27 protein-coding genes and 1 pseudogene are annotated in these 25,073 nt (G+C 72.8%); 15 read left to right on the top strand and 13 right to left on the bottom strand.

Features of this window, described 5'->3' with window-relative positions:
* The 4 genes from IG94_RS0105680 to IG94_RS0105665 are packed head-to-tail and all read left to right on the top strand — an operon-like array spanning nt 1 to nt 2,609.
* Nucleotides 1-411, top strand: a complete 411-nt coding sequence (locus IG94_RS0105680) for a roadblock/LC7 domain-containing protein (protein ID WP_031031941.1) — start codon at nt 1-3, stop codon at nt 409-411.
* Nucleotides 408-779, top strand: coding sequence for a DUF742 domain-containing protein (locus IG94_RS0105675; protein ID WP_031031940.1), 372 nt, complete (start codon nt 408-410; stop codon nt 777-779). The genes IG94_RS0105680 and IG94_RS0105675 overlap by 4 nt, the downstream gene beginning before the upstream one ends.
* Complete coding sequence (locus IG94_RS0105670) at nt 760-1,365, top strand: GTP-binding protein (protein ID WP_031031937.1); 606 nt, start codon at nt 760-762, stop codon at nt 1,363-1,365. The genes IG94_RS0105675 and IG94_RS0105670 overlap by 20 nt, the downstream gene beginning before the upstream one ends.
* Nucleotides 1,362-2,609: a cytochrome P450 gene (locus IG94_RS0105665; RefSeq protein WP_031031935.1), complete on the top strand. Its 1,248-nt coding sequence runs from the start codon at nt 1,362-1,364 to the stop codon at nt 2,607-2,609. The genes IG94_RS0105670 and IG94_RS0105665 overlap by 4 nt, the downstream gene beginning before the upstream one ends.
* A gap of 101 nt (nt 2,610-2,710) precedes the next feature.
* Here IG94_RS0105665 and IG94_RS0105660 read toward each other — a convergent pair whose 3' ends face one another.
* Entirely contained in the window at nt 2,711-3,739 is a 1,029-nt protein-coding gene (locus IG94_RS0105660) for a 7-epi-alpha-eudesmol synthase (protein WP_031031934.1), read from the bottom strand.
* Nucleotides 3,740-3,999: 260 nt separating this feature from the next.
* On the opposite strand from IG94_RS0105660, the gene IG94_RS0105655 reads away from it, so the two are divergent.
* Nucleotides 4,000-4,395: a VOC family protein gene (locus IG94_RS0105655; RefSeq protein WP_031031931.1), complete on the top strand. Its 396-nt coding sequence runs from the start codon at nt 4,000-4,002 to the stop codon at nt 4,393-4,395.
* A 45-nt stretch (nt 4,396-4,440) separates the two neighbouring features.
* On the opposite strand, the gene IG94_RS0105650 is transcribed toward IG94_RS0105655, so the two are convergent.
* The gene (locus tag IG94_RS0105650; protein WP_031031929.1) at nt 4,441-4,743 is read right to left on the bottom strand and encodes a DUF4235 domain-containing protein; all 303 of its coding nucleotides are present in this window, start codon (nt 4,741-4,743) and stop codon (nt 4,441-4,443) included.
* Between the two features lie 88 nt (nt 4,744-4,831).
* The gene (locus IG94_RS0105645) at nt 4,832-5,857 is read right to left on the bottom strand and encodes a glutathione S-transferase family protein (protein WP_031031927.1); all 1,026 of its coding nucleotides are present in this window, start codon (nt 5,855-5,857) and stop codon (nt 4,832-4,834) included.
* A gap of 192 nt (nt 5,858-6,049) precedes the next feature.
* Between IG94_RS0105645 and IG94_RS0105640 the strand changes: the two genes are divergently transcribed.
* A complete protein-coding gene (locus IG94_RS0105640) occupies nt 6,050-6,970 on the top strand; it encodes a cation diffusion facilitator family transporter (RefSeq protein WP_031031923.1) in 921 nt (306 codons plus the stop codon).
* Nucleotides 6,971-7,034: 64 nt separating this feature from the next.
* Here IG94_RS0105640 and IG94_RS0105635 read toward each other — a convergent pair whose 3' ends face one another.
* On the bottom strand, nt 7,035-7,484 hold the full coding sequence (locus IG94_RS0105635; protein ID WP_031031921.1) for a nitroreductase family deazaflavin-dependent oxidoreductase: 450 nt from the start codon (nt 7,482-7,484) through the stop codon (nt 7,035-7,037).
* 387 nt (nt 7,485-7,871) lie between these two features.
* On the opposite strand from IG94_RS0105635, the gene IG94_RS0105630 reads away from it, so the two are divergent.
* From IG94_RS0105630 to IG94_RS0105615, 4 genes are all read left to right on the top strand, one after another.
* Nucleotides 7,872-9,095, top strand: coding sequence for a cytochrome P450 (locus IG94_RS0105630; protein ID WP_031031919.1), 1,224 nt, complete (start codon nt 7,872-7,874; stop codon nt 9,093-9,095).
* A 24-nt stretch (nt 9,096-9,119) separates the two neighbouring features.
* Nucleotides 9,120-9,320 (top strand): ferredoxin, encoded by a 201-nt coding sequence (locus tag IG94_RS0105625; protein WP_031031916.1) that lies wholly within the window; start codon nt 9,120-9,122, stop codon nt 9,318-9,320.
* A 149-nt stretch (nt 9,321-9,469) separates the two neighbouring features.
* Nucleotides 9,470-10,015 (top strand): flavoprotein, encoded by a 546-nt coding sequence (locus tag IG94_RS0105620; protein ID WP_031031913.1) that lies wholly within the window; start codon nt 9,470-9,472, stop codon nt 10,013-10,015.
* 78 nt (nt 10,016-10,093) lie between these two features.
* A complete protein-coding gene (locus tag IG94_RS0105615; RefSeq protein WP_031031911.1) occupies nt 10,094-11,062 on the top strand; it encodes an aldo/keto reductase in 969 nt (322 codons plus the stop codon).
* A gap of 49 nt (nt 11,063-11,111) precedes the next feature.
* Here IG94_RS0105615 and IG94_RS0105610 read toward each other — a convergent pair whose 3' ends face one another.
* Both IG94_RS0105610 and IG94_RS0105605 read right to left on the bottom strand, forming a co-directional pair.
* On the bottom strand, nt 11,112-11,771 hold the full coding sequence (locus IG94_RS0105610) for a DUF4232 domain-containing protein (protein ID WP_031031909.1): 660 nt from the start codon (nt 11,769-11,771) through the stop codon (nt 11,112-11,114).
* 100 nt (nt 11,772-11,871) lie between these two features.
* Nucleotides 11,872-14,277, bottom strand: a complete 2,406-nt coding sequence (locus IG94_RS0105605; protein WP_031031907.1) for a SpoIIE family protein phosphatase — start codon at nt 14,275-14,277, stop codon at nt 11,872-11,874.
* Between the two features lie 604 nt (nt 14,278-14,881).
* Here IG94_RS0105605 and IG94_RS0105600 point away from each other — a divergent pair.
* A complete protein-coding gene (locus IG94_RS0105600) occupies nt 14,882-16,483 on the top strand; it encodes an RICIN domain-containing protein (protein ID WP_031031904.1) in 1,602 nt (533 codons plus the stop codon).
* Between the two features lie 31 nt (nt 16,484-16,514).
* On the opposite strand, the gene IG94_RS0105595 is transcribed toward IG94_RS0105600, so the two are convergent.
* Nucleotides 16,515-17,684 (bottom strand): lactate 2-monooxygenase, encoded by a 1,170-nt coding sequence (locus tag IG94_RS0105595; RefSeq protein ID WP_031031900.1) that lies wholly within the window; start codon nt 17,682-17,684, stop codon nt 16,515-16,517.
* Nucleotides 17,685-18,044: 360 nt separating this feature from the next.
* On the opposite strand from IG94_RS0105595, the pseudogene IG94_RS0105590 reads away from it, so the two are divergent.
* Nucleotides 18,045-18,290, top strand: a pseudogene (locus IG94_RS0105590) (subtilase-type protease inhibitor).
* A 188-nt stretch (nt 18,291-18,478) separates the two neighbouring features.
* Here the strand turns inward: IG94_RS0105590 and IG94_RS0105585 are convergent.
* Genes IG94_RS0105585 through IG94_RS0105570 form a run of 4 tightly spaced genes read right to left on the bottom strand, consistent with a single transcriptional unit; the run spans nt 18,479 to nt 20,652 of the window.
* Nucleotides 18,479-18,730 carry a CDGSH iron-sulfur domain-containing protein gene (locus IG94_RS0105585; RefSeq protein ID WP_031031897.1) on the bottom strand — a complete coding sequence of 84 codons (252 nt, stop codon included), beginning with the start codon at nt 18,728-18,730 and terminating at the stop codon, nt 18,479-18,481.
* Nucleotides 18,711-19,355: a HemK2/MTQ2 family protein methyltransferase gene (locus IG94_RS0105580; protein ID WP_031031896.1), complete on the bottom strand. Its 645-nt coding sequence runs from the start codon at nt 19,353-19,355 to the stop codon at nt 18,711-18,713. Before IG94_RS0105580 ends, IG94_RS0105585 begins: the two co-directional genes overlap by 20 nt.
* Nucleotides 19,356-19,388: 33 nt before the next feature.
* Nucleotides 19,389-20,417, bottom strand: coding sequence for an iron-containing redox enzyme family protein (locus IG94_RS0105575; RefSeq protein ID WP_031031894.1), 1,029 nt, complete (start codon nt 20,415-20,417; stop codon nt 19,389-19,391).
* A gap of 55 nt (nt 20,418-20,472) precedes the next feature.
* Complete coding sequence (locus IG94_RS0105570) at nt 20,473-20,652, bottom strand: hypothetical protein (protein WP_031031891.1); 180 nt, start codon at nt 20,650-20,652, stop codon at nt 20,473-20,475.
* A gap of 618 nt (nt 20,653-21,270) precedes the next feature.
* Here IG94_RS0105570 and IG94_RS0105565 point away from each other — a divergent pair.
* From IG94_RS0105565 to IG94_RS0105555, 3 genes are all read left to right on the top strand, one after another.
* The gene (locus tag IG94_RS0105565) at nt 21,271-22,266 is read left to right on the top strand and encodes a DUF6192 family protein (protein ID WP_031031888.1); all 996 of its coding nucleotides are present in this window, start codon (nt 21,271-21,273) and stop codon (nt 22,264-22,266) included.
* 2 nt (nt 22,267-22,268) lie between these two features.
* A complete protein-coding gene (locus tag IG94_RS0105560) occupies nt 22,269-22,688 on the top strand; it encodes a hypothetical protein (protein WP_031031886.1) in 420 nt (139 codons plus the stop codon).
* Nucleotides 22,689-22,754: 66 nt separating this feature from the next.
* Nucleotides 22,755-23,597 carry an IS5 family transposase gene (locus IG94_RS0105555; protein ID WP_031031885.1) on the top strand — a complete coding sequence of 281 codons (843 nt, stop codon included), beginning with the start codon at nt 22,755-22,757 and terminating at the stop codon, nt 23,595-23,597.
* Between the two features lie 50 nt (nt 23,598-23,647).
* Here the strand turns inward: IG94_RS0105555 and IG94_RS0105550 are convergent, their stop codons facing one another.
* Entirely contained in the window at nt 23,648-23,866 is a 219-nt protein-coding gene (locus IG94_RS0105550; protein WP_031031882.1) for a hypothetical protein, read from the bottom strand.
* 133 nt (nt 23,867-23,999) lie between these two features.
* On the bottom strand, nt 24,000-25,010 hold the full coding sequence (locus tag IG94_RS0105545) for a Ppx/GppA family phosphatase (protein ID WP_031031879.1): 1,011 nt from the start codon (nt 25,008-25,010) through the stop codon (nt 24,000-24,002).
* Nucleotides 25,011-25,073: the final 63 nt, after the last annotated feature.

Raw genomic sequence — 25,073 nt, 5'->3', positions numbered from 1 at the left:
ATGACGCACCAGGGAACCGACGTGAGCTGGGCGCTCCGCGACCTTGTGGAGAGCATCCAGGAGATCCGCTTCGCCCTCGTTGCCTCCAGCGACGGCAAGGCGATCACTTCCTACGGCGCCGAAGACCCCGACGACGTGGACCGCTTCGCCGCCGTGGTGGCCGGCCTGCAGGCGCTGGCCCAGCCGGTGGCCGAGCAGTTCCCGCAGCACGCGGGGCAGCTGCGGCTGGCGATGATCGAGGTGGACGGCGGGCACCTGTTCGTCGTCCGGGCGGGCATGGAGACGTATCTCGGCGTCCTCGCCCGCGAAGGACTCGACCAGGGCCTGCTGGGCCATCAGATGCGCGACCTGGCCCGCCGGATGGGTGAACTCCTCGGGACCACGCCGCGCCAGGAGGAGCACTCTGGATGAGTGCTCCCCGCCGACCGACCGATCCGTCCGGTCTCGAGCGCTACTACGTCCTCACCGGAGGGCGCAGCGGGCCGGGCGGTTCGGCGTCGACCCTCGACGTGGCGACGCTCGTCGTCGCGCGTGCCGCCCCCTTACCGGGCATGCAGCACGAGCACGAGGAGATCCTCCGGCGCTGCCGCGACCCGCTTTCGGTGGCCGAACTCGGCGCCCATCTGCACTTGCCCTTCAACATTCTCGCGGTGCTGCTGTCCGACCTGCTCCAGGCGGGCAGCGTCGAAGCCCGTGATCCCATCCCGGCACTGGATGCCGGCCGCGGGCCCGACCTCGCGCTCCTTGAGGAGGTACTCAGTGGACTTCAAAGGCTTTGACCGACCGGGGTCATCCACGGCGGGGGACACCCGCTCGGTGAAGGTGATGATCGCCGGCGGCTTCGGAACGGGCAAGACCACCATGGTCCGCGCCGTCAGCGACATCAAACCGCTGACCACCGAGGAGACCCTCACCCAGGCCAGCGCCGACGTCGACCCCCTCATCGGGGTGGCCGACAAGACGCAGACCACGGTCAGCCTGGACTTCGGCAAGATCGGCCTCAACGAGACGCTGATGCTGTACCTGTTCGGCACCCCGGGCCAGGAACGCTTCTGGTTCCTGTGGAACGGCCTGTTCAAGGGCGCCCTCGGCGCGGTCGTCCTGGTGGACACCCGGCGGCTGGCCTCCAGCTTCCGGGCGATCGAGGAGATGGAGCGGCAGAAGGTCCCCTTCGTCATCGCGCTCAACGTCTTCCCCGACTCGCGCGACTACCCGGTCGACGAGATCCGCGACGCCCTGGACATCGCGCCGCACACGCCGGTCGTCGCCTTCGACGCCCGTGACCCCACAGCCGGCCGCGACGTGCTGGTCACCCTGATCCGTCACCTGAAGGACCGCTCGGCCGCCGCCCTGGAGCCCCGATGAACGACGACCAGACCCCGTCCGCCCCCACGGGCGGCGGCTGCCCCGTCGCCCACGGCGAGGGCGCCGTCCGGCTCTACGGACCCGACGCGGCGACCGACCCGCACGAGATCTACGCGCGGCTGCGGGGCGAGCACGGGGCGGTCGCGCCGGTACTGCTGGAGGACGACGTCCCCGCCTGGCTGGTGCTCGGCTACCGGGAGAACCGGCGAGTGCTGGACAACCCCCTCCAGTTCAGCCGCGACTCGCGGATCTGGCGGGACTTCCAGGACGGCCGGGTCGCGGAGACGGCGCCGCTGATGCAGATGGTGGGGTGGCGGCCCGACTGCGTCTCCCAGGACGGCGAACCGCACCGCAGGCTGCGCGGCGCGGTCACCGACAACCTGTACGCCGTCGCGGGACGCGGCATCCGGCGGCACATCACGCACTTCGCCAACAAGCAGATCGACGCGTTCGCCGACGAGGGCCGCGCCGACCTGGTGGCCGACTTCGCCGAGTACCTGCCCATGCTGGTCCTCACCCGGGTCTTCGGCCTCGCCGAGCGGGAGGGACGCACCCTCGCCGAGTCCAGCAGCCAGGTGATCAAGGGCGGCGCGGACGCCCTCACGCACAACGAGCGCATCATGGGCATCCTCGGTGAACTCGCCGAGCGCAAGCGCAGGGAGCCGGGGTCCGACTTCGCCTCCGGTCTCATCGAGCACAACTCCGGCCTCGACGAGGACGAGATCGTCAACCACCTGCGCCTGGTGCTGATCACCGCCCACACCACGACCAGCAACCTGCTGGCCCGGGTGCTGCAGCTCGTCCTCACCGACTCCGCCCGGCTGTCCGGCCTGGTGAGCGGGCAGCTGAACATGTCCGCGGTGGTGGAGGAGGTCATGTGGAACTCCCCGCCGCTCGCCGTGCTGCCGGGCCGGTTCGCCACCGCCGACCTGGAACTGGGCGGCTGTCCGGTCAAGGAGGGCGACCTGCTCGTGCTGGGCCTCACGGCCGGCAACCACGACCCCGAGATCCGCCCCGCCACCGGCGTCTCGGTCGAGGGCAACGCCTCGCACCTCGCCTTCAGCGCGGGCCCCCACGAATGCCCGGGGCAGAACATCGGCCAGGCCATCATCGAGACGGCCGTCGACGTCCTGCTCCACCGCCTGCCGGGCCTGCGCCTGGCCGTGCCGGCGTCCGAGCTGACCTCCACGGCCTCCACCTGGGAGTCCCGGCTGGACAGCCTGCCGGTGGAGTTCGCCCGATAGCCAAACGGGACCGAGCGAAAGCCGCGGGACCGAGCGAAAGCCGCGGGACCGAGCGAAAGCCGCCGCCCGGCCGGAACACCGGCCGGGCGGCGGCTTTCGTCCTACACGCCCAGCAGGTCGTCCACCGAGCCCCGCCCGGCCTGTTCGGCCGTGGCGACCGGGCCGTCCTTGGCCGCCGCGTAGCGACCGGTCGTCAGTGCCCACTCGTAGTTGCCGTTGATCCAGTGCTGGATGGCCTCCACACCCAGCCGCACCCGCGTGCGCCCGTCGCCGTCGAGACCCAGCTCGTCGCACATCTGCGGCACGCGCGCCTCCAGGGCGACGTACTCGTCGAGGCAGTCGGTCGTCATGCGGTACGCCTCCTCGGCCGCCTCCTGCCAGGAGCAGCCCCGCTCGCGCTGCAGCACAGCGACGAGGTTGTGCCCGTCGCCGCGGCGGCGCTCGCGCTCGAAGGAGTGGATGTCGTTCATGAACCCGATGGTGTCCGCGGCCAGGTCCCGCATCCGCTCCATGAGGGGGTGCGCCATCGCCGCGGCCGGCACCTCGAAGCCGCGGCTGCGCTCGCCCGCGTCGATGCTGTGGTGGATGCCGACCGTGCGGCGCCGGAAGACGGCGTACTCCTCGATCCCCAGCGTGGCGGCCCGGCCGTGGGCCGCCAGGTCGACCTCCTCGCAGTGCGCCACCAGGAACCGGCCCCAGGACGCCGCGAACCGGGACTTCCACGTCAGGGACATGCCATCCGAAAGGTGACCCCAGACCTCCGCCCACGCCAGCGTGATGGGGCACTCCACGCGCGGCGGGGTCCCCGCCGGACGCAGCGGCGTGGCGATGAGTTCCCGGGCCACCTCGGCTATGCGCTCCGCGCGGTCCGGCCGGGCGGCGTCGAACTGGTCGTCGAAGAGGAAGGCCAGCGAGAACCAGTTCATCAGGACGACCATGTCGTCGGCCGACGCGTGCGGGTAGGTGCGGGCGGCGGCCTCGGAGAGGTCCCAGGAGCGGTACTCCTCGAAGCCCGCCGCGCTGCGCACCAGCCCCCGCTCGCGCACCCAGCGCAGATGGCGCTCACGGGCGTGCGCGAGATGCGGGCTGACGGGGGTGTCGAAGGGGAGGTCGAAGCGGACGTCCTGCATGTGGTTCCTTTCGGGAGACGGAGCGCAGAGTCCCCCCGGCCCTGCGAGCGGACGGCGGCGGGGCCGTCCGCGCACTCGAACTCGGCTTCACGGAAAGAAAGTTGAACCGAGAAGCGATACGAGGCTGCCCGTACCCTAAATGATCTACACGGCGTCCGCTGGTGATCTCCGTTACTCCCGGCTCCGCCGGGTATCCGCACAGTACGAGGTGTGGGGCAGACCGCCCCACACCCGGCATCTCCGGAGGGGAACGAGACGACATGGCACTGGTCAACGCGGGCGTCGTGGTGCTCGACTGCGCCGAGCCCGAGCGGCTCGCGGAGTTCTACAAGGGCCTGCTGGGGGCGGAGGAGACGGACGTGACCGCCAACCGGATCGAGATCGAGGGGCCGAGCGGCTTCCGCCTGGCCTTCCGGCGGGACGTGAACGCCACCCCGCCCAGCTGGCCCCGCCCGGAGAATTCGCTCCAGGTCCACCTGGACCTCGTGGTGGCGGACCTGGACGAGGCCGAGCGCGCGATCGTCGGGCTCGGCGGGCGGCCGGTGGAGGCCAAGGACGCGGCGGGGCCGCACGAGGAACGCGGCTTCTCCGACCCGGCGGGGCACTCCTTCACCCTGCGCCTGGCCGTCGCGCCGACGGCACCCAAGCAGGGCTGAACGCGGCCTGCCGGGTGCCGTCGCGGCGGGGGAGGGGCGGTGCGGTCAGTCCCGCCCGCCCTTGCCGGGGATCGGCCAGGTGCCGGTGGAGCGCGCGATGGCCTTCGCGCCGGTCCGGTCCACGGCACTGCGCACCGCCGCGAAGATGGCGCCCTGGATCGCGGCGGCCAGCAGGATCTCCCCCCAGCCGCGGTCCGGGTCGAGCGCGTCGGGCGCGTCGTCCTCGTCCCGGATCAGCTTCCAGGTCTTCTGGAAGGCCAGTCCGGCCAGCGTGCCGCCCAGCCACCCGAGCGCGAAGCCCACCGGTTTGTAGGCGAGCGGGAGCTTCTTCTTCTTTGTCTTCGCCATGCGGATCTCCTTGCGCGCTGTGCGATGTGCAGCGGGGAAACGGTGGAAGCGGTGGGGCGGTGCTGGAACGGGACGGCGGTGGAAGGGGTCAGGGCCTGCCGCGCGCCGGCACCTCCTCCTCGGCTCGGACCGGGCCCGGCGGCGTCCCGTCGCCGAACGGCCGGCCGCCCAGCTCCTCGCGGTGGTGGGGCGTGAGCCAGCCCGCCAGGTCCGGGCCCAGCGGGACGATGCCGGTCGGGTTGATGCCGGTGTGCACCTGGTAGTAGTGCCGTTTGATGTGGTCGAAGTCGACGGTGTCCCCGAAACCGGGCGTCTGGAACAGGTCGCGGACGTACGCCCACAGCACCGGGTTCTCCGTCAGCTTCCAGCGGTTGCACTTGAAGTGACCGTGGTAGACGGCGTCGAAGCGGACCAGCGTCGTGAACAGGCGGATGTCCGCCTCCGTGATCGTGTCGCCGACCAGGTAGCGCTGCCCCTCCAGCCGGGGCGCCAGCTGTTCCAGGCGCCGGAAGACGCCCGTGCACGCCGCCTCGTACTCCTCCTGGCCGGTCGCGAAGCCCGCCCGATACACGCCGTTGTTGACGTCCTCGTAGACGCCCGCCATGACCTCGTCGATCTCGGCGCGCAGCGCCTCGGGATACAGGTCGGGCGCGCCCGGCCGGTGCAGGGCGGCCCACTCGGTGGCGAGGTCCAGGGTGATCTGCTGGTAGTCGTTGGTGACCAGCTTCCCGCTGGGCACGTCCACCACCGCCGGCACGCTCACCCCGCCCGGGTAGCCCGTCTCCCGGCGGTCGTAGGCCTCACTGAGGAAGCGGATGCCGAGGACCGGGTCGCGGCCGTCCGGGTCCAAAGTGAACCGCCAGCTGCGGTCGTCCTGGACCGGGTCGGCGACCGCCAGGGAGAGGGCGTCCTCCAGGCCGAGCAGCCGCCGGGAGACCAGGGCCCGGCTGGCCCACGGACAGGCGCGGCTGACCACCAGGCGGTAGCGGCCGGGTTCCACCGGCCAGCCGTCCCGGCCGTCCGCGGTGATCCGGTCCGCGAAATGGCTCCGGGACCGCTTGAAGGCCTTCCTGCCGTAACCGCTGTTGCCCGGCGTCGCGTCGTCGCCGCTCATGGGTCTGCCTCCCGTCGTTCGTCTGCCACTGGACGCGTTCCCCGTTTTCGGCCGTCGGCACTGGCGGGCCACCCGCACGGCGGGTGTGAGGGGCACGGCCGGGGGCAGTCGGCCTTCGTGAGTGAGTCAGCCTCGGAACAGAAACCCGGCCGCGACGGCGAGAGCAGGGCCGATCGCAGAACGCGCGTCACCGTGCTCGTGGCCCTGGCCGCCAACCTGGTCATCGCGGTCGCCAAGGCCGTCGGCGGCTTCTTCGCGGGCTCACCGGCCCTGCTGTCGGAGGCGGCGCACTCGGTGGCCGACAGCATGAACGAGATCTTCCTCCTCGCCGCCCTGCGCCGCAGCCGCCGGCCCGCCGACCGGCGGCACCCCTTCGGCTACGGCAAGGAGCGGTTCTTCTGGTCGCTGCTCGCCGCCGTCGGCATCTTCGTGATGGGCGGCTGCTTCTCCTTCTTCCAGGGCGTCGAGGCCCTGCGCTCCGGCGCCGAGGAGGAACTGAGCGGCTACGTCGCCGGACTGATCGTGCTCGGTGTCGCCCTGCTCGCCGAGGGCGCCTCCCTGCTGCGCGCCCTGCACCAGGTACGCGGCCAGGGCGGTCTCGCCACCGGGCTGCGCGACCCGGCGCTGCGCACGGTGGTCGCCGAGGACGGCACGGCCGTGCTCGGCGTCACCCTCGCCATGATCGGCATGGTCCTGCACATGGTCACCGGGCAGGTGGTGTGGGAGGCCTGCGCCTCGCTCGCCATCGGCGCGCTGCTCGTGTACGTGGCCTACCGCCTGGGCCGCGAGGCCCGCGACCAGCTGATCGGCGAGGCCGCCGACCCCGAGGCCGACGGGCGGATCCGCGAGCTGCTGCGGGCGCAGCCGGAGATCGACAGCGTCGAGGCGCTGTTCACCATGAAGACCGGCCTCGACTCCGCCCTGGTGGCCGCTCGCGTCGACCTGGTGCCGGGCCTGGACAGCGAGGAGGTGGAGGAGGCCGCGGTGCGCATCAAGCGGTCGATCGCCCACACCGTGCCCGAGGCCGGGCAGGTCTTCCTCGACGTCACCGACCGCCCCGCGCGGGAGGCGGCGCAAAGCCCCGCCGCGACGGGGGAGCGCGGCGGGGCCTGACCGTCGTGTGCCCGGCACGCGACGGTCCATGCCGTCGGGTCCGGGAGAAGTCCCGTGCGCCGGATCAGCCGGCGTCGGCCGGCTCCAGCACGAAGACGGGGATCTCCCGGCCCGTCTTCTTCTGGTAGTCCGCGTACGGCGGATACGCCGCGACCGCGCGCTCCCACCACTCGGCCTTCTCCGCGCCGGTGACCTCACGGGCCGTCATGTCCTGCTTGCGTGGACCGTCCTGGAGCTCCACGTGCGGCTCGGCCAGCACGTTGAAGTACCAGACCGGGTGCTTGGGCGCCCCGCCCAGGGAGGCGACCGCGGCGTACCGGCCGTCGTGCTCGACCCGCATCAGCGGCGTCTTGCGGATCTTGCCGCTGCGCGCACCCCGGCTGGTCAGCACGATCACGGGCAGGCCCGTGTCCGGGTGAGTGGTGCCCTCGGTGCCGCCCGAGCCCTCGTACAGCTCGACCTGATCCCGGACCCACTGCGTCGGGCTGGGTTCGTACTCGCCCTCAAGAGGCATCTGTGCATCCGTCCCATCGTCGCGTCGTCGGACCGCCCGGCCGGTGCGGACCACCGGGCCGGTGCGGAACCCGTCCGTCCATCCTGCATCCTGCCCTGTACCCCCGAACACCGCGCGGACATCCGGAGCGGGCGCGTCCGTTCGACGGCCGGAACAGGACAATCCCGGCCGCACCCGGGGGCCGGGCCGTCCCGCCGAACGACGTGATCAGGCCACGCCCACCGTCCGTGGCGGCCGCGGGGAGGGCCCCGGACGTCCCTCACCCGGCGGTCCCCGGCCACTCTGCCCACGCCACCGGTCTGGCCGAACTTGACGTCGCCGTATAGGTGCCCAAGGCATCTAATTTAGCTCGGCACGAAGACACCCATTTCGTCTGCGAGGTCTTCCATGACAGAAACGACGGACACGACGACTGACCCGGACACGACGCGACCCGTCGCCTACCCGCAGAACAGGACCTGCCCCTACCACCCGCCCGCCGCCTACGACCCGCTGCGCACCGGCCCGCCGCTCGCCCCCATCACCCTGTTCGACGGCCGCCCGGCCTGGCTCGTGACCGGGCACACCCTCGCCCGCCGGCTCCTCGTCGACCAGCGGCTGTCGACCGACCGCACCCGCGACGGCTTCCCCCTCACCTCGCCCCGGCTGGCCGGGATACGCAGCCGCAGGCTGGCCCTGCTCGGTGTCGACGACCCGGAACACCGCGCCCAGCGCAAGATGGTGCTTCCCGAGTTCACCCTCAAACGCGCCGCCGCCCTGCGCCCGCGCATCCAGGAGATCGTCGACGAGCGCCTCGACGCGATGATCGCGGCAGGCCCGCCCGCCGACCTGGTGCCGGCCTTCGCGCTCCCGGTGCCCTCCATGGTGATCTGCGCGCTGCTCGGCGTCCCCTACGCCGACCACGAGTTCTTCGAGGAGCAGTCCCGGCGGCTGCTGCGCGGCCCGCTGCCGGCCGACGTGCGCGACGCCCGGGACCGACTCGAGTCCTACCTGGGGGAGCTGATCGACGGCAAGCGGACCTCGCCCGGCGACGGCCTGCTCGACGACCTCATTCGGGACCGGCTGGAGGAGGGCGAGATCGACCGCGAGCAGCTCATCTCCTTCGCCGTGATCCTGCTGATCGCCGGTCACGAGACCACCGCCAACATGATCTCGCTGGGCACCTACACGCTCCTGGAGAACCCCGGGCGCCTGGCCGAGCTGCGCGAGGACCCCGCGCTGCTGCCCGGCGCGGTCGAGGAGCTGATGCGCATGCTGTCGATCGCGGACAGCCTGCTGCGGACGGCCACCGAGGACATGGAGGTGGAAGGGCACACCATCCGGGCCGGCGACGGGGTGGTCTTCTCGACCTCCGTCATCAACCGCGACGGGACCGTCTACCCGGAGCCGGACGCCATCGACTGGCACCGCCCGGCCCGTCACCACGTCGCCTTCGGCTTCGGCATCCACCAGTGCCTGGGCCAGAACCTCGCCCGCGCCGAACTGGAGATCGCCCTGCGCGCCCTCTTCGAGAGGCTGCCCACGCTGCGCCTGGCCGTACCCGCCCAGGAGATCCCCCACAAACCCGGCGACACGATCCAGGGGATGCTGGAACTCCCCGTGGCCTGGTAGGAGGGTCGGGACATGGCAACGGGCATGGACATCGGTATCGACAAGGACGTCTGCATCGGCGCCGGTCAGTGCGCACTGACCGCCCCGGACGTGTTCACCCAGGACGACGACGGCTACAGCACCCTGCAGGCCGGCCGGGAGGACGGCGGCGGCAGCCCTCTCGTCCGGGAGGCGGCCCGGGCGTGCCCGGTCGGCGCCATCACCGTGTCGGAGCGGGTGGGCTGACCCCGGGGCGTTCGGCTCCCCCGGGGCCCGTCCCTTAGGGTTCCGGGGTGAGCGAACAGGCCGGGAACAGTCGACGGGCCGCGAGCGGCGGACCGGTGCCGGACGGCGGACCCGCGGGGAACCGCGAACCGGCGCGAACCGGCGCACGGGTGGGGGACGGTGAGCCGGGCGGAAGCAAGGGCGCCCCCTTCCTCTACGTCGTCGTCTGCGCGGCCGGCGTGGCGTCCGGCGTCGGTGCACTGATCGACGCCGCCCTGCGACGCGACTGGGAGGTGGGCGTCTTCGCGACCCCGGTCGCCATGGACGGCTTCTTCGACACCGCCGACGTCGAGGCCCGCACCGGGCGCCCCATCCGCTCGGCGTGGCGACGCCCCGGCGAGCCGCGCCCCTTCCCGGCCCCGGACGCCGTCGTGGTCGCCCCCGCCACCTTCAACACCGTCAACAAGTGGGCCGCGGGCCTGGCCGACACCCTCGCCGTGGCCACCCTGTGCGAGGCCTGCGGCCTCGGCGTTCCCGTCGGTGTCCTGCCGTGCGTCTCCGACGCGCTGGCCTCGCACCCCGCCTACCGGGCGAGCCTGGACCGGCTGCGCGGGATGGGCGTGCGCTTCGGCGACCCGTACGAGGGCGGGGCGGCGGCGGGCGGCGACCGGCGGTTCCACTGGGAGCGCGCCCTGGACCTGCTCGAACGGCGCTGACCGGGGTGGCGTTGGAGTGCGCGCGAAGTCGTACGCTCGCCCTGTACCGATGATCCCGAGAACACAGGAGCAGCAACGATGCAGTACGTGAAGCTCGGTTCGACGGGCCTCGACGTGTCGCGGATCTGCCTGGGCTGCATGACCTACGGCGTCCCCGGCCGCGGCGCCCACGAGTGGACCCTCGACGAGGACGCCGCGCGTCCGCTGATCCGGCAGGCGCTGGAGGCCGGGGTCACCTTCTTCGACACGGCCAACGTCTACTCCGACGGCACCAGCGAGGAGATCGTCGGCAAGGCGCTGCGGGACTTCGCCCGCCGCGACGACATCGTGCTGGCGACCAAGGTGCACGGCCGGATGCGGCCCGGGCCCAACGGAGCCGGGCTGTCCCGCAAGGCGATCATGACCGAGATCGACCACAGCCTCCGGCGGCTGGGCACCGACCACGTGGACCTGTACCAGATCCACCGCTACGACCCGCACACGCCCATCGAGGAGACGATGGAGGCCCTGCACGACCTGGTGAAGGCGGGCAAGGTCCGTTACCTCGGGGCCAGTTCGATGTACGCGTGGCAGTTCTCCAAGGCCCAGTACACGGCCGAGCGGCACGGCTGGACGAAGTTCGTGTCCATGCAGAACCACTACAACCTCGTGTACCGCGAGGAGGAGCGCGAGATGCTGCCCCTGTGCGCGGACCAGGGCGTGGGAGTACTGCCCTGGAGCCCGCTCGCCCGCGGCCGGCTCACCCGCGACTGGGACACCGCCACCGGGCGCAGCGCCACGGACGCGTTCGGCAGCACCCTCTACCCGGAGGGCGACCGCGCCGTGGTCGAGGCGGTGACCCGCATCGCCGGCGAGCGCGGCGTGCCGCGCGCCCAGGTGGCCCTCGCCTGGCTGCTGCACCAGGACACGGTGACCGCCCCGATCGTCGGCGCGTCGAAGCCGGGGCACATCGAGGACGCCGTGGCCGCGGTCGAACTGGTCCTCGGCGAGAAGGAGATCGAGGAGCTGGAGAGCCCCTACACGCCGCACCCGGTCGCCGGTCACTGACGGTCGGGCCGTGCGAGGCGGACACCCTGCCGGTGCCGGTGCCGGTGGGTCAGGGGCCGGAGCCCGCCTCCAGGGCGGTGACGGACACCGACGACGCGTTGCCGCCCACCGGGACCGCACCGGCCGTCCACTCCACCTTGAGGGAGGCCCGCTCGTCCGGCGGCGTGACCAGCAGCGCGGCCGGGGTCGCGGTGCGGGCGCCGCTGATCTCGGGGCTGGAGAACGACAGCCCGGCCCACGCGCTCGCGCCGGGCGTCAGCGTGAGGGTCTCGGGCGAGCCGGGCGCGCGCTCCGGGTCCGGGCCGAGCTGCCTGCCGGACGCGTCCACGAAGGCGGCGCCCGGATAGCCGTACACCGTGCAGGTGCGCTCGGAGGTGTTGGTCAGGACGAGCGGGAAGTTCCGCTGTCCGGCGCCCGGGTCGAGCCGGCCGACGGCGGCCCGCAACTCGGAGGTGTGGCAGCGGCCGTCGGTGCGGGCGGAGGCCGACGCGGACCCGGCGGTGTCGCTGGGCGTGCCGGCCGCCGCCGCGGTGCCGGGGTCGGTGGCGGTGCCCGCGCTCGGGGCCGCGTCCGAGGCGCGGGCGGAGTGCGAGGGCGGGGGCGTGCCGGACGTGCCGTTCTCGCTGCCGCAGGCGCTCAGCAGGCCGAGGACCGCGAGTCCGCCCGCGAGCAGGGCCGTCCGGCGCACCGGCTGGGACGTGTTGGCCATGGCTTCCTCACACTCCCGTGGTTCCCGCGCACGCCTGCCGTGGCGCCGTGCGCCCTGTACTCCGGGTGTCCCGTCGCACGGCCCGGGAAACGGCGACGGCTCACTCCTCCTCGACCAGGCCCAGCTCGGCCCAGATCGTCTTGCCCTCCGTCGTGTGCCTGCTGCCCCAGCGCTGGGTGAGCTGGGCCACCAGCAGCAGACCGCGCCCGCCCTCGTCCCAGGTGCGGGCCCGGCGCAGGTGGGGCGCGGTGTGACTGCTGTCGGAGACCTCGCAGATCAGCGTCGTCGCGTCGTGGATGAGCCGCAGCCGGATGGGCGGGGAGCCGTACCGGATCGCGTTGGTGACCAGCTCGCTCACCACCAGCTCGACGGTGAAGGAGGCATCTGCCAGACCCCAGACGGCGAGCTGGTCGAGCACCTGCTTGCGCACCGGGGCGACCAGCGACGGGTCGGCCGGGATGTCCCAGGTGGCCACCTGCCCGGTGGGCAGCCCCCGGGTGCGGGCCAGCAGCAGGGCCACGTCGTCGCCGGCGCTGCCCGCCGGGAGCAGGCTGTGCAGCACCCGGTCGCAGGCGGCGTCCAGCGAGTCGCCGGGCGCGGCCAGCGCCTCGCGCAGCAGTGCCAGGCCGGCGTCCGGGTCCCGGTCCCGGCCCTCGACCAGTCCGTCGGTGTAGAGCGCCAGGACGCTGCCCTCGCTCAGCTCCAGCTCGGCCGACTCGAAGGGCAGCCCGCCCACGCCCAGCGGTGGCCCCGAGGGCAGCTCGACCTGCCGCGCCGGGCCGTCCGGCGGCACCAGGACGGGCGCCGGGTGCCCGGCCCTGGCCATGGCGCAGTGCCGCGAGACCGGGTCGTACACCGCGTACAGGCAGGTGGCGCCGACCTCGCCGGCCCGGTCGTCGCCGGACTCCTCGGAGAGGCGGACGACCAGGTCGTCGAGGTGGGTGAGCAGTTCCTCGGGCGTCAGGTCGATGTCGGCGAGGGTGCGTACGGCGGTGCGCAGCCGCCCCATGGTGGCCGACGCCGCGATGCCGTGCCCGACGACGTCCCCGACGACCATGGCGACCCGCATCCCGGACAGCGGGATGACGTCGAACCAGTCGCCGCCGACGCCCGAGCGGGCCGCCGGAAGGTAGCGGGAGGCCGCCTGCACCGCTGCGGTGGGCGGCAGCCACCGGGGCAGCAGGCTGCGTTGCAGGGTCAGGGTGGCCTCGCGCTCGCGCGAGTAGCGGCGGGCGTTGTCGATGCAGACGGCGGCGCGGGCGCTGACCTCCTCGGCCAGCAGGACGTCGTCGTGCGTGAACGGGTGCAGGCGCCGGAACCGGATGAAGACCGCCACGCCGAGGGTGGTGCCGCGGGCCTGGAGCGGCACCGACATCACGGAGTGGACGCCGTGCTCCCGCACCTGCCGCAGGCGCGCCGGGTCCCAGCCCATCCAGCGCTCCAGGTCGCCGTGCGCCTCGGCGGCCACGATCGCCCGGCCGGAGAGCAGGCACTCGGCCTGGGGCGAGCCCGCCGGGTAGAAGTCCAGCCGGCCGGTCTCGGCGGCCGCAGGCGGACACGTCGACGAGTGGGCCGAGCCGGCCGAGTGGTCGGGCAGGTGCGTCCGGTGGGCCGTCCGGCGCAGGCCGACCGGCGGTTCGACCACGGTGGCGGGCTCACCGCCGTTGTCCCGCGGGTCCAGCAGGTCGACGCTCACGAAGTCGGCGAGCGCGGGCACGCACACGTCCGCCAGTTCCTCGGCGGTGCGGTTGACGTCGAGGGTGCTGCCGACCCGCACGCTGGCCTCGTTGACCAGTTGCAGCCGTTCCCGGGCGAGGTGCTGCTCGGTGAAGTCGTGGGCGCTCACGCACACGCCGCGCACCAGCCCGTCGGCGTCGGTGAGCGGCGCCATCAGGGCGACCCAGGCGTGGGCGCGCTCCTCGCCCTCGGCCTTCAGATGACTGCGCAGGTCCTGCCGCCGGCCGGTGGCCAGCACCCGGCGCAGGAGGCGCTCCAACTCCATGTTCTGCGGCCGGCTGTTGATGTCGGTGGCGCGCAGGCCGTGCAGCCGGTCGCGCGGGAGCCCGAGGAGCCGGGCCATGGCGTCGTTGACCCCGCGCAGCAGGAGCCGGTCGTCGAAGACCATCACGGCGCAGGGCGACTGGGTGAGGGCGGCCCTGATCAGCGGGTCGTCCTGCGGCGCGGCGGCGGGAGCGGGCGGAGCGACGGCGAGCCAGCTGCCCGGGGCGCCGTCCGCCGCCGTCCGGTGGTGCGCCAGCACCCACACCGAGACGGTGTGCCCGTCGCGGTGCCGCAGCGCCAGGGTGCCGTGCCAGCGGCCGTTCTCCGTCGTCGGCGGCCCGTCGTGGCGTCCGTCGAGCAGGTCGGCCGCGGGGCTGCCCACCACCTCGCCGGCCAGGTGGCCGAGGAGCAGGCGGGCGCCCTCGTTCCACTCCCGCAGGGTGCCGGAGTCGTCGACGACGACGCGGGCCGTGGCGGCGTCGTCGAACGGGTTGACCGGACTCATCGTCGCCACTCCATTGCGCACTCACAGTGAACAGCGCGTCACCTGGCACCCAGCCTAGTCCGTCCGGGACGCCGAGCAGGCCCGAACCACCGGGCCGGCCGCCGCCCGCGCCGACCCGGTGCGGTACGGGGCTGGGACGCCCATGGCAGAAAGGGCTTCCCCCGCCCGTCGGGCCACACATCGGTACGGAGTCGGAATCCGTTCGGTCACGATCGGTAGTGGACGTTTCCGTGCCACCCTCGGTTCGGTGGGCCGGAGCCCCGCCGTCGCGCCGACGTGTGCCGGCGGATGCCCGGCCGCCGCGCGTGAAGGAACGGGAAAGACCGTGTGTCTCCGCTGTGTTGGCCGCCGGAACTGACCCAACTTCAATCGCTTCCCGGGTTGCCCGCTCGCCTTGTTGACCATGAGTGGTTTGTGCAAGAGTGAAGCACCCGTGCGGGGGGTAAAGACCGTGTCTCGCACGCGCCTTGACGGACCAGGTCCGATTTCGCCATGGCGAATTCACGCTCCCCGCACTGTGCCCAAGAGGTACACACCAATCCGCGTGTCCCTTTTCGGCGACCGCGACTTCTGAGTCACATGCGCGTGGGAAGGAACCAGCTCAGTGCCCACCCCCCACCCCCCTCGACCCGCGTACCCGCCACCGGGCGGGGACCCCGGGGAGTCCGACGAGTTGCTCGCCGCGCGGCTGCGGGAGGGACCGGACACCGAGGCCGCGCGGGTCACGGCGCTGCTGATGGCGCGTCACTGGCAGCCCGCGCACGATTACGCCGCCATCTGCCTCGCCACCTCCGCCCCCGTCGGCGCCATGGTCACGGCCGCCGCCTGGCACCGGGTGCTGGACCGTCTGGCCGAGGGGGAGCCCGCCACGGCGCTGCGCCCGCGCCTCCTGGTGGCCGTGCGCGACACGGTGCGGCAGTGGTCCGGCGACGAGGAGATGTCCGAGGTCGTTCCCGAGCTGCTCAAACCGGCCGGGGGGCGCGGTATGCGGGCGGCGAAGTCCCTGACCCCGGAAAACCGCACCCTGGCCGCGCGGGCTTTCGCATCTCTTCCCGGACCGTCCCGTTGTTTGCTGTGGCATACGCAAGTGGAAGGCGAACCCATAAGTGTCCCCGCCGCCCTGCTCGGCATGGATACGGACACCGCGACCGCCACCCTCGAACAGGCGCGGGAGAAATTCCGCGAGGGTTGTCTGCACGTTCACAAGCAGCTCGCACCCGGCGAGGAGTGCCGCTACCACAGCCGGCTCCTCGACGTCCCGATCCGCCGCGGCGGAGCCCTGCTGCCGGAGGTCCGCAAGCATCTGGCGGACTGCCGGCACTGCCGGCACGCGGCCGATCAACTCGGGCACTTCAAGGGCGAGCTGGGCACGTTGATCGCCGAAGCGGTACTCGGCTGGGGCGCCCGGCGCTATCTCGACTCCCGTCCGGCACGCGCCGCAGCGGGGGCGTCGGCGAAGGGCTCCTCCCGGCACCGCGGCCGGCGACCCGGGCTGCTGGCCCGGATTCCGGTGCCCGTGCGCCGGCCGCCGGGCCGGCCGCGCTCCGGCAGGACGCTGCTCAGGCAGTTCGGCGCGGCCTCCGCCGGAGTGGTGGCCGTCGTACTCGTGGTGAGCGTCTGGTCGTACGACGGCGGGGGCGCCGATCCGGCCGCCTCCACCAGCGACGCCGGCGGCGCGATGTCCGCGACCAGCCGTCCGAAACCGCCCGGCGCGGCCGGCCTGCCCGCGGCCGCCGACCGCACCCGGCTGCGCAACGTCGCGGCAGACCTGTGCCTCGACGTCCGCGGCGAGCCGAAGGCCGGTGCGGGGGCCCGGCTCGCGGGCTGCTCCGAGGCGTGGACCCAGCAGTGGACCTTCGAGGACGACGGGCTGCTGCGCAGCGTCGCCGACCCGGGGCTGTGCCTGGACTCGCAGGCGGACGCCGGCGTCGTCATCCTCGGTACCTGCGCCGACGAGGGCACCGAGCGGGGCGACGACGTGCGCTACGACCTCACCGCCGAGGGAGAGCTGGTGCCGCGCTGGCAGCGGCAGCTGGGGCTCGCCACCACCACCGGGGGACCGGACGCGGACGTCGTGGTGAAGGTGCACGAGCGCTCGGACGCCCAGCGCTGGCGGAGCGACCCGGTGCCGACGGCGGAGGGATCCCTGTCGATCGACCGCACCGACCGTCCGGACGCGCGCTCCGTGGAACTGCCGGGCCGCTGACACCGGAGCGGCCGGTCGCGCGGACGGCTCCTCACACCGGGCCCTCGACCAGGTCCGCGGGGCCCGGGAAGCGGGGCGAGGCGTGTCCGGACAGGGCCAGGGTGAGGTCGAGTTCGGCGAGCAGGCAGCGGATCACGTGCTCGACGCCCGCCTGCCCGTCGAGGCCCAGACCGTAGACGTAGGGGCGGCCGAGGAGCACCGCGCGGGCGCCGAGCGCGAGCGCCTTGAAGACGTCGTCACCGGTGCGGACACCGCTGTCGAACAGCACGGTGAGCCGGTCGCCCGCCGCCTCCACCACGCGCGGCAGGGCGTCGGCCGCCGCGACCGAGCCGGCCACCTGACGGCCGCCGTGGTTGGAGACCACCACGCCGTCCATCCCGGCGTCGGCGGCGAGCCGGGCGTCGTCCGGGTGCAGGACGCCCTTGAGGACGATCGGACCGTCCCAGTTCTCGCGCAGGAACGCCAGGTCCGGCCAGGACTTGCCGGGGTCGGAGAACATGCCGACGAAGTGCATCACCGCCGCGTTCGGATCCTCGTGCACCGGCTTGGCCAGACCCGCACGGAACGCCGGGTCCGAGAAGTAGTTCGCGGTGCCCACCCCGTGCAGGAACGGAAGGTACGCCCGGTCGAGGTCGCGCGGGCGCCAGGACAGCAGCGGGGTGTCGAGCGTGACGAACAGCGCGCTGTACCCGGCGGCCTTCGCCCGGTGCAGGAAGCTGCGGGCGACCTCGCGGTCCTTCGGCCAGTACAGCTGGAACCAGCGTTCTCCGTCCCCCATCGCCTCGGCGACCTGCTCCATCGGGGTGCTCGACGCCGAGGACAGGACGTACGGCACGCCCTGCGCGGCGGCGGCCCGGGCGGCGGCCGGCTCCGCCTCCGGGTGCATGATCGACAGCACGCCCACCGGCGCCAGCGCCAGCGGCGCGGGCAGCGCGCGGCCCAGCACCTCGACGGAGAGGTCGCGCTCGCGCACGTCCCGCAGCATGCGCGGGACGATCCGGCGCCGGTCCAGGGCCGCCCGGTTCGCGTCCGCCGTGCTGCCGGTTCCCGCACTGCCCGCCACGTAACCGACGGGGCCGGGGCCGAGCCGGTGCTCGGCCAGCTCCTCCAGCCGGGACAGGTCGGTGGGCAGCCGCGGGACGGCGCCCGTCATGCCGTTCAGGTAGATCTCGTACTGGAAGTCCGCCCAGTGCCCGGCCATTCCACGCCCCGCCTCTCCTCGTCGAGTTCGCGCCGCCAGCACCGTACCCGCCGGTATGCCGGTGGCCGACGCCAGGGGGGAGGGGTGCGACAGGGGTGTTTCCGGCCTATTGGCACCTACGTGGATCACGCCATTTGGCCAATTCAGTTCTCAATTACCGATCAAGAATCGCCCTGTTCCGGACGTGGAACGTTGGAATTCCGTTACTTCACGCCACTGATTCAATACGCAAGGTTACCGAAATCCGAGGGGTCGAGATGAGTTCCGGAGCCGGACTCGGCAGACTCGCGCTCGCCGGTCCGGCACCGACCGAGCCGGACCGGCGCCACCCTCGAACGCAGGAAGCGGAAGGTGCACACCATGCGGAACACCGCGCGCCGGGCGGCAACTCGGGGCCTGGCGGTCACCGCCGTCTGCGGGCCCCTCGCGGGGACCTCCCCGGCCGCCGCCCCCGCGTCGCTCCACGCCCCCTCGGCCCTGGTGCTGCCGCGAGTGCGCCCCCGTCGTCGTGACCGTCGACGGAGTCTGGGCCGCCTCTCCTACGAGCGCACCTTCGCCAACGAGTGCCTGAAGAACGCGACCGGAGCGGGCGTTTTCGCGTTCTGAGAGACCGGGACCGTCCGGCCCGTGCGGCATGACCGGCCGCTCGCCACTGGGGAGTGCGAGCGCCACCGCATCCGGGCCCGCGGTCCCGCACCGGGGGCGGCGGACGGAGTGGGGCCGTCCGCCGCCCGCCGTCCTTCGCCCGTGGTCCGCAGTCCGCACCGCACCTCGTACGGGCGCTCGCCCAGGCCTCAGCCGTCCGTCCGGGGCGGATCGTCGGACGGGCCGTTCGACCTCGCGCGGTGGCTGGTGTCGCACCAGGGATAGCGCCGGCTGCGCCGGCAGGTGCACAGGGCGACCCGGAAACGGTCGGAGTACACCGTCGTCCCGTCCTCCAGCTCCACCTCCACCGGGCCCTCCACCAGCAGCGGTCCCCGCCGCTGCATCTTGACCCGGCGCCGCGCGCCGGACGGACGCCGTTCGTCAGACGGGGAGTTCGGCACGGACGACCACCAGCTCCTCCTCGTTGTCGGCCGGGGCCAGCAGACCCCGCTGCCGCAGCCAGCGCTCCCGGCCGCGCACGACGGGACCGAACGCGATCCGCCGCCGCCGGATCACCGAGGCCTTCAGCCCCGCCTCGCGCAGACACCCGACGGTCAGGCCGGGGTCGCTCAGCGCCGAGTGCACGAGCAGCAGCACGCCGCCGGGCCGCAGCAGTGCGGGAGCCTCGCGGCAGATCCGGTCCAGCACCATCCGGCCGTCGTGCCCCGCGTCCCAGGCCCGGGCCGCACCGCGCGGACGGCGGCCGCCCAGGGGTGCCGGCACGTACGGCGGATTGGCCAGGACCAGGTCGAAGGTCTCGCCGTGCACGGGAGTGAAGAGGTTGCCGTGCCGGACCCGGACCCGCAGCCCCGACCGCGCGGCGTTGAGCCGCGCGCCCCACACGGCGCGCCACGACATGTCCACCGCGGTCACCAGGGCGCCCCGAGCCGCCGCCGCGAGCGCGAGCGCCCCGGAACCCGTTCCGACGTCGAGCACGGCCGCGCCCGGGGGCAGCGACTCGTCGGACAGCGCCCCGGCCAGCAGGGCGGTGTCCTCCTGAGGGGCATAGACGCCCGGCAGCACCATGAAATTCACGGAACCCAGGTACCCCGCCCGTCACTAAATATCTGAAATGCCCGACGCCTCTCGCGACGGTTCGGGCAGTGGCCTGCGCAGCGACGACCGTCCGGCTCGCCAGTCGGCCAGCAGCCGGTCGCCGAAGCGGTCCTCCAGGTGCCCGGTGGCGTCGATGCCGAACACCACGTCGGCCGCGAGGTGCGGTTCCTGCTCCAGCAGGCCGTCGATCACCTCGTGCCGCACGATCTGCTCGTGCACCGCGTCGGCCTCGACGTGCTCGTCGTAGAAGTGCTCGGCGGCCGGCCCGGCGGCGGTACGGCGCATCGCCTGCGCGAGCCGCCGGGAGCCGGGGGAGGAGGTGATCTCGACCGCCGCGAAGTGGCCCACCAGCGCGCCGCGCAGGGCCCGGTGCAGACCGAACAGGGACATCATGTTCACCGTGGCCAGGCATTCGGCCGAGGCGGCGTCGAGATGGCGCCCGTACGCCGTGTCCAGACCCAGATCCGTCATCAGGTCGGCGAACAGGCGCGCGTGCACCCGGTCGGCCCGGCCGCCGCCGTACTCGTCGAACTCCACGGCCGCCATCGCGGCCTTCGCCCGCCCCCACAGCCGCGGCAGCACCCAGGCGTGCGGGTCGGCCTCCTTGAGGTGGTACAGGGAGCGCTGCGCCGCGTACTCGCGCAGCTGCCACAACTCCCCCTCGTCCCGCAGGAAGTGGCTGACGCCCGCACCGTCGACCGGCTCCACGAGCAGCGCTCCGACCGCGTCCTCGACACTCTCGTGGACCGCCGTGCCGGCGCGCAGCGCGGCCAGGAACCGCTCCTCCAGCGCGGCCCGGAAGCCCAGCAGAGCGGGGTCCCACTCCAGCGCCGGCCGGACGCCGGCGAAGCCGCGGTAGTGCAGCTCGTAGCACTGGTACAGGGCCAGCTGCAGGTCGTCGCCGTACGCGGGAGCCCCGGTCACCGCCTCCGGGCCGGGCAGCGGGCCGGACCCGCGCAGATGGGCGCCGACGGCCGCGGAGAGCGGTCCGCGTGCCGTCGGCAGCTGTGGTGCTTCACGGTCGTACGCCATGGGCCGCGAGTACCCAGGGACACCGCCCCGGCACCCGCCCCGGCCGGGTGCGGCGTCACTCGCCCCCGGCGTCCTCCTGGGCGCCGGGGTTCGGCGAGGTGGCGTCCCCCGCCTCGCCCCGGCGCCCGCCCCGTTCCGACTCCGCGTCGCGGGGCCTGGCCTCCTCGATCTCGCGGAGCACCTCCTCGACGGCCGTCTCGGGCTGCTCGTGCTGGTGCTCGCCGTCCTTGGACACGGAGTCCTCCCTCTGGCTCTGCTGTCTCTTCTCGCTCTTCCCGCCTGCTGCGGTTCGCTGCCGCGTACCCGCGTCGCCCGCGCTCAGTAGCTGTTTCCGATCCTCGGTTCTGGGTAGATTTGCGCCCTAGCCTGGACCGGTGTCTGAGGGTGCCGAGAGGGCCGTGGAGAGGGAATGTCGCGCTTGCGGTGAACGGCTGAGGCTGGATGCCCGGCCCGGGGCGGCGTTCTGCTCGTCTGTCTGTCGTTCCAGGCAGTGGCGCAAGGAGCGACGGTTACGGAAGCGGTTGGCGGCCGTACGGGACGAGACCGGCATGGTCGAGTGCCCGGAGTGCGGGGCCCGCTGGGTGGCTGGTGTCGACCGCCGCTCGGACGCCCGGTTCTGCTCGCGGCGGTGCGTCGTGAGGGCCTGGCGGAAGCGGAAGGATCCGTTCGCGGATCGTGCACAGTGACCACTGAACGAACGCCTCCGTGGACCAGTTTCGCTCACGGAACGGTCAATTGTGGTCATTCATTGTGATCTTCGTATTTCCGGTCCGACTCTCGGGAACGGATGCGGTCCCTGTCCTGTCATGGCCCCAAGTGCCTTGCCAGAGGCCGCACTTGGATGGTGAAAGCCATGTCCGAGCAGATGGAGAACATCGGATCCGTCAGCCAGTCCCGCTACGAGCAGATCGTGGCCGAGCTGCGGGAAGTCGTGGAACAGCAGACCCGGGGCAAGTTCACGATCGGCGACCGGGCCCTGGAGATCGAGCCGGTCAGGCCCCGCGGCGGCACCCCGGACACCGAGTGGACGGTCCGGGAGTCGCTGGTCCGCTTGGCCGACGACATCGGCCTGACGTTCCACACAGTGAAGAACGCGAGGTGGATCGCGTCGCGCTGGCCCAAGGAACACCGCCAGGGGGACGTGTCGTTCACGATCCACCGCATCCTGGGCCGGATCGAGAACGACCAGGAGAGGTGGGCCGCGATCAAGAACCCTCCCGAGGGGAAGGCCCGGTGGACGGCGGACGACGCCAAGCGGCGGGTCGGCTGGACGGTCGACAGCCCGGAGACCCCGCAGGAGCGGATCACCGCGATTCACCACCTGGCCCAGGATGAGGAGGTCGCCGCGGCGGTGACCACCGATTTCCTCAGGCGCCCGCAGGTCGCGGCCAAAGTCTCCACGGAGAACAAGGTCCGGGTGGTGGAGGAATTCACCCGCGACGAGGGCGTCGCCACTACGGCCGCGACCAGCCTGTTGCGCAGGCCGGACGTCGCGTTCAAGGCGATGAGCGACGACACCGCCCGTTTCCAGGTCAACTCTGCCCAGGCCGAGCGCGGCCGGCAAGCCCACGACCACTTCGAGCGCACGAACCCCGTCGCCCCGGCGGTCCGCAACATCGACCGGACGGTGGAGTTCCTTGACCTGGTGACCGCCTTCCACGCGTTCGTCGCGGCGGCCGGCCGCACCGTTCCCGGCCTGCGCGACCGGCAGCTGTCGGAGGACGAGCGCACCATCGTCCACCAGAACGTTGCGAAGGTGAAAGCGACCCTGGACTGGATCGAGACGGCGGTCGACACCGGCAAGGTCGACATGGACGACGAGCTCGCGGCCATCCTTCGGGGCGAGTAGTCGTGCCCCGCGCCTCCCGGCGCAAAGGGGACGCGGCCAGACGGCACGCGGACACGGTCCGCTTCGTCCTGTTCGAGGCCCGGCCGGCCGGGCTGGAGTTCCACCAGCTCGTTCGTGCCAGTGCCCTGTCCCCGCACCAGGTCCGGTCCGGCCTGGCCGCGCTGAAGGACGAGGCCGCGTCGAAGGGGTGGCCGCCGCTGATCTGGAACCGCGTCGACGGCTATCAGCTCGGCGCGGAGCGGGCCGCGCTGGAAGCCTACGAACGGCAGGTCGTCTCCGAGAAGCTGACGCAGTTCCGCCGCTTCATCACTGGCACCGTCGCCCCGCACGCGGCCGCCCATCCGAACGACAAGTGGGTGCGGCACATCGTCGCCCAGCTCAACTCCATCGAGTCCACCCTCGACCTCATCGCCTCGGCCTGACCCTTCCCCGCGGGGGCCGACCGGCGAAGCCGGTCGGCCCCCGCCGCAGGTCACCAGGGGAGAACCATGCGTGAACGCCGCTATCCCTCGGACATGACCGACCCCGAGTGGGCGCTGATCGAACCGCTCCTTCCGCTGCCCGCGAGTGAGACCCCGCTGGGAGGCCGGCCGGAGAAGCACCCCCGCCGGGAGATCGTCGACGCGATCCGCTACGTGGTCGACACCGGCTGCAAATGGAGGGCCCTACCTGCGGACTTCCCGCCCTGGAGGACCGTTTGGGGGTTCATGGCCCGCTGGGCGGCGGCCGGGGTCATCGGCCAGATCCGTGACGCACTCGCGGGGCGGATCCGCCGGGAGATGGGCAGAGGCCCCAGAGCCGTCGCCACGATCATCGACTCCCAGTCGGTCAAGGCGGCCTCGACCGTCGGGAAGGACAGCCGCGGCTACGACGCGGGCAAAAAGATCAACGGACGCAAACGGCACATGGTGGTCGACACCAAGGGCCTGCCGCTGATGGTCATGGTCACCCCCGCGGACCTCCACGACTCCGCCGCCGCGAAGGAAGTCCTCTTCCGCCTCCGTCTCACCCATCCCGAAATCACGCTCGTCTGGGCCGACCGCGCTTACGCGGGCAAGCTCGTGACCTGGGCTAAGAAGTATCTGAACCTCACGATCAAGACGATCTCCCGGCCCAAGGACACCACCGGATTCGTCGTCCTTCCCCGCCGCTGGGTCGTCGAACGATCACTCGCCTGGATGATGAACGCCCGCCGCCATGCCCGCGACTACGAGCGGCTCATCCAGCACTCGGAGACGCTCATTACCTGGGCCGCCATCACGCTCATGACCAGACGCCTGGCCACGATCATGGGACGTCGTCACTCAGCAGGGCCTGCGGCCGGCGTCTGACGCGCCGGTGGGGCCGGCCACCGGCCGACCCCACCGGAACCAGCGGCCGGTCAGTCCTTCTCGTACTGCGCGAGTGCGAGTCCGAGGCCGAAGAACGTCGGCGCCCACTCACCCACGAAAATCCCCCACCGGTCAGCACGGTCCGTCCCCGCTGCCTCTCCCTTGACCGAAGCCGTCCACGACAGGAACGACAGCCCGATCGAGACCACAGCAGCCGTATAGGCGTGATCACTACGCAAACCCGCCTCGTGCAACTTCTTGATGATCATGACCAAACTCCTCTGACGGAGATCTGCAGACACTGCCACCGTCACCCCCGCCCGGCATAACCGCTCACTCCGCACCACCAAACGGGTGACCCCAAAGGCAGCGCTCACAGCCCTCGCCTTTGAAAACAGCTTCTCAGACCGACGGGGACGCGAGGCGCAGGGGGACCGGTGGCGGCGGCGCGGCCTCGTCGCTGCGCCGGAGGACCTCCGCCCACCAGGCCGGACCGTCCTCGATGTGGCGCAGCAGCACCCCCTCCCGGATCGCCCAGGGACAGAGCGTGACCGACTCCAGGCCGGTCAGCTTCATGGCGGTGTGCCCGACGACCGCCCCGGCCAGACTCTGCGCCGACCGGGGCGCGGAGATGCCGGGCAGCCGCGCGCGCTCCGCCGCGGGCAGGGCGGCCAGCCGCTCGACCGCGTCCCCGAGGTCCGAGCAGCGCAGCCGCCGCTCCACGAACGGACCGTGCCGGCCCGGCGCGGCCCCGCACAGCCGGGCCAGCTGCTGGAAGGTCCGCGAGGTGGCCACCGCGGTGCGCGGACCCTCCCAGCGGATCCGCGCCGCGACGTCCCGCAGCTGATGGCGGACCCCGCGGCGCAGCGCCCGGACCTGCTCCGGCGCGGCCGCGTCCCGGCCGCCCGCCAGATACTCGTGGGTCAGCCGTGCCGCCCCGAGCGGCAGCGACGCCACGAAACCGGGCATCCTCCCGCGTCCGAAGGCCACCTCGAGCGAGCCGCCGCCGATGTCCAGCAGGGCGAGCGGGCCTGCCCGCCAGCCCATCCAGCGCCGGGCCCCGAGGAAGGTCAGCTCGGCCTCCACCTCGCCGGGCAGGGTGCACAGCGGGACGCCGGTCCGGGCGTGGACCGTGCGCAGCACCTCCCGGCGGTTCGGCGCGGCCCGCACCACGGCGGTGGCGAAGGCCAGCGGTCCGGACGCCCCCCACCGGTCCGCGGTACGGCTCGCGTCGGCGACCGCCGCCACGAGCCGCTCCACGGCCTCCTCCGGCAGCGGGCCGCCGTGCCTGACCTGTTCCGACAGCCGCAGCCGCCACTTCGCGGTGTGCACCGGCAGCGGAACCCCGCCCTCCGCGTCCGCCACCATGAGCCGGACCGTGTTCGACCCCACATCCACCACGCTGATACGCATGAAGGCCGAGGTACCCAACTGAGCGCCGCTCCAACGCGCCCCGGGCGGTTCGGCCGGAATCCC

The sequence above is a fragment of the Streptomyces olivaceus genome (assembly GCF_000721235.1).
In the GTDB taxonomy this organism is placed as follows: domain Bacteria; phylum Actinomycetota; class Actinomycetes; order Streptomycetales; family Streptomycetaceae; genus Streptomyces; species Streptomyces olivaceus.
Note: the sequence above shows the minus strand (reverse complement) of the source record. Positions and strands in the feature narration are given on the sequence as shown.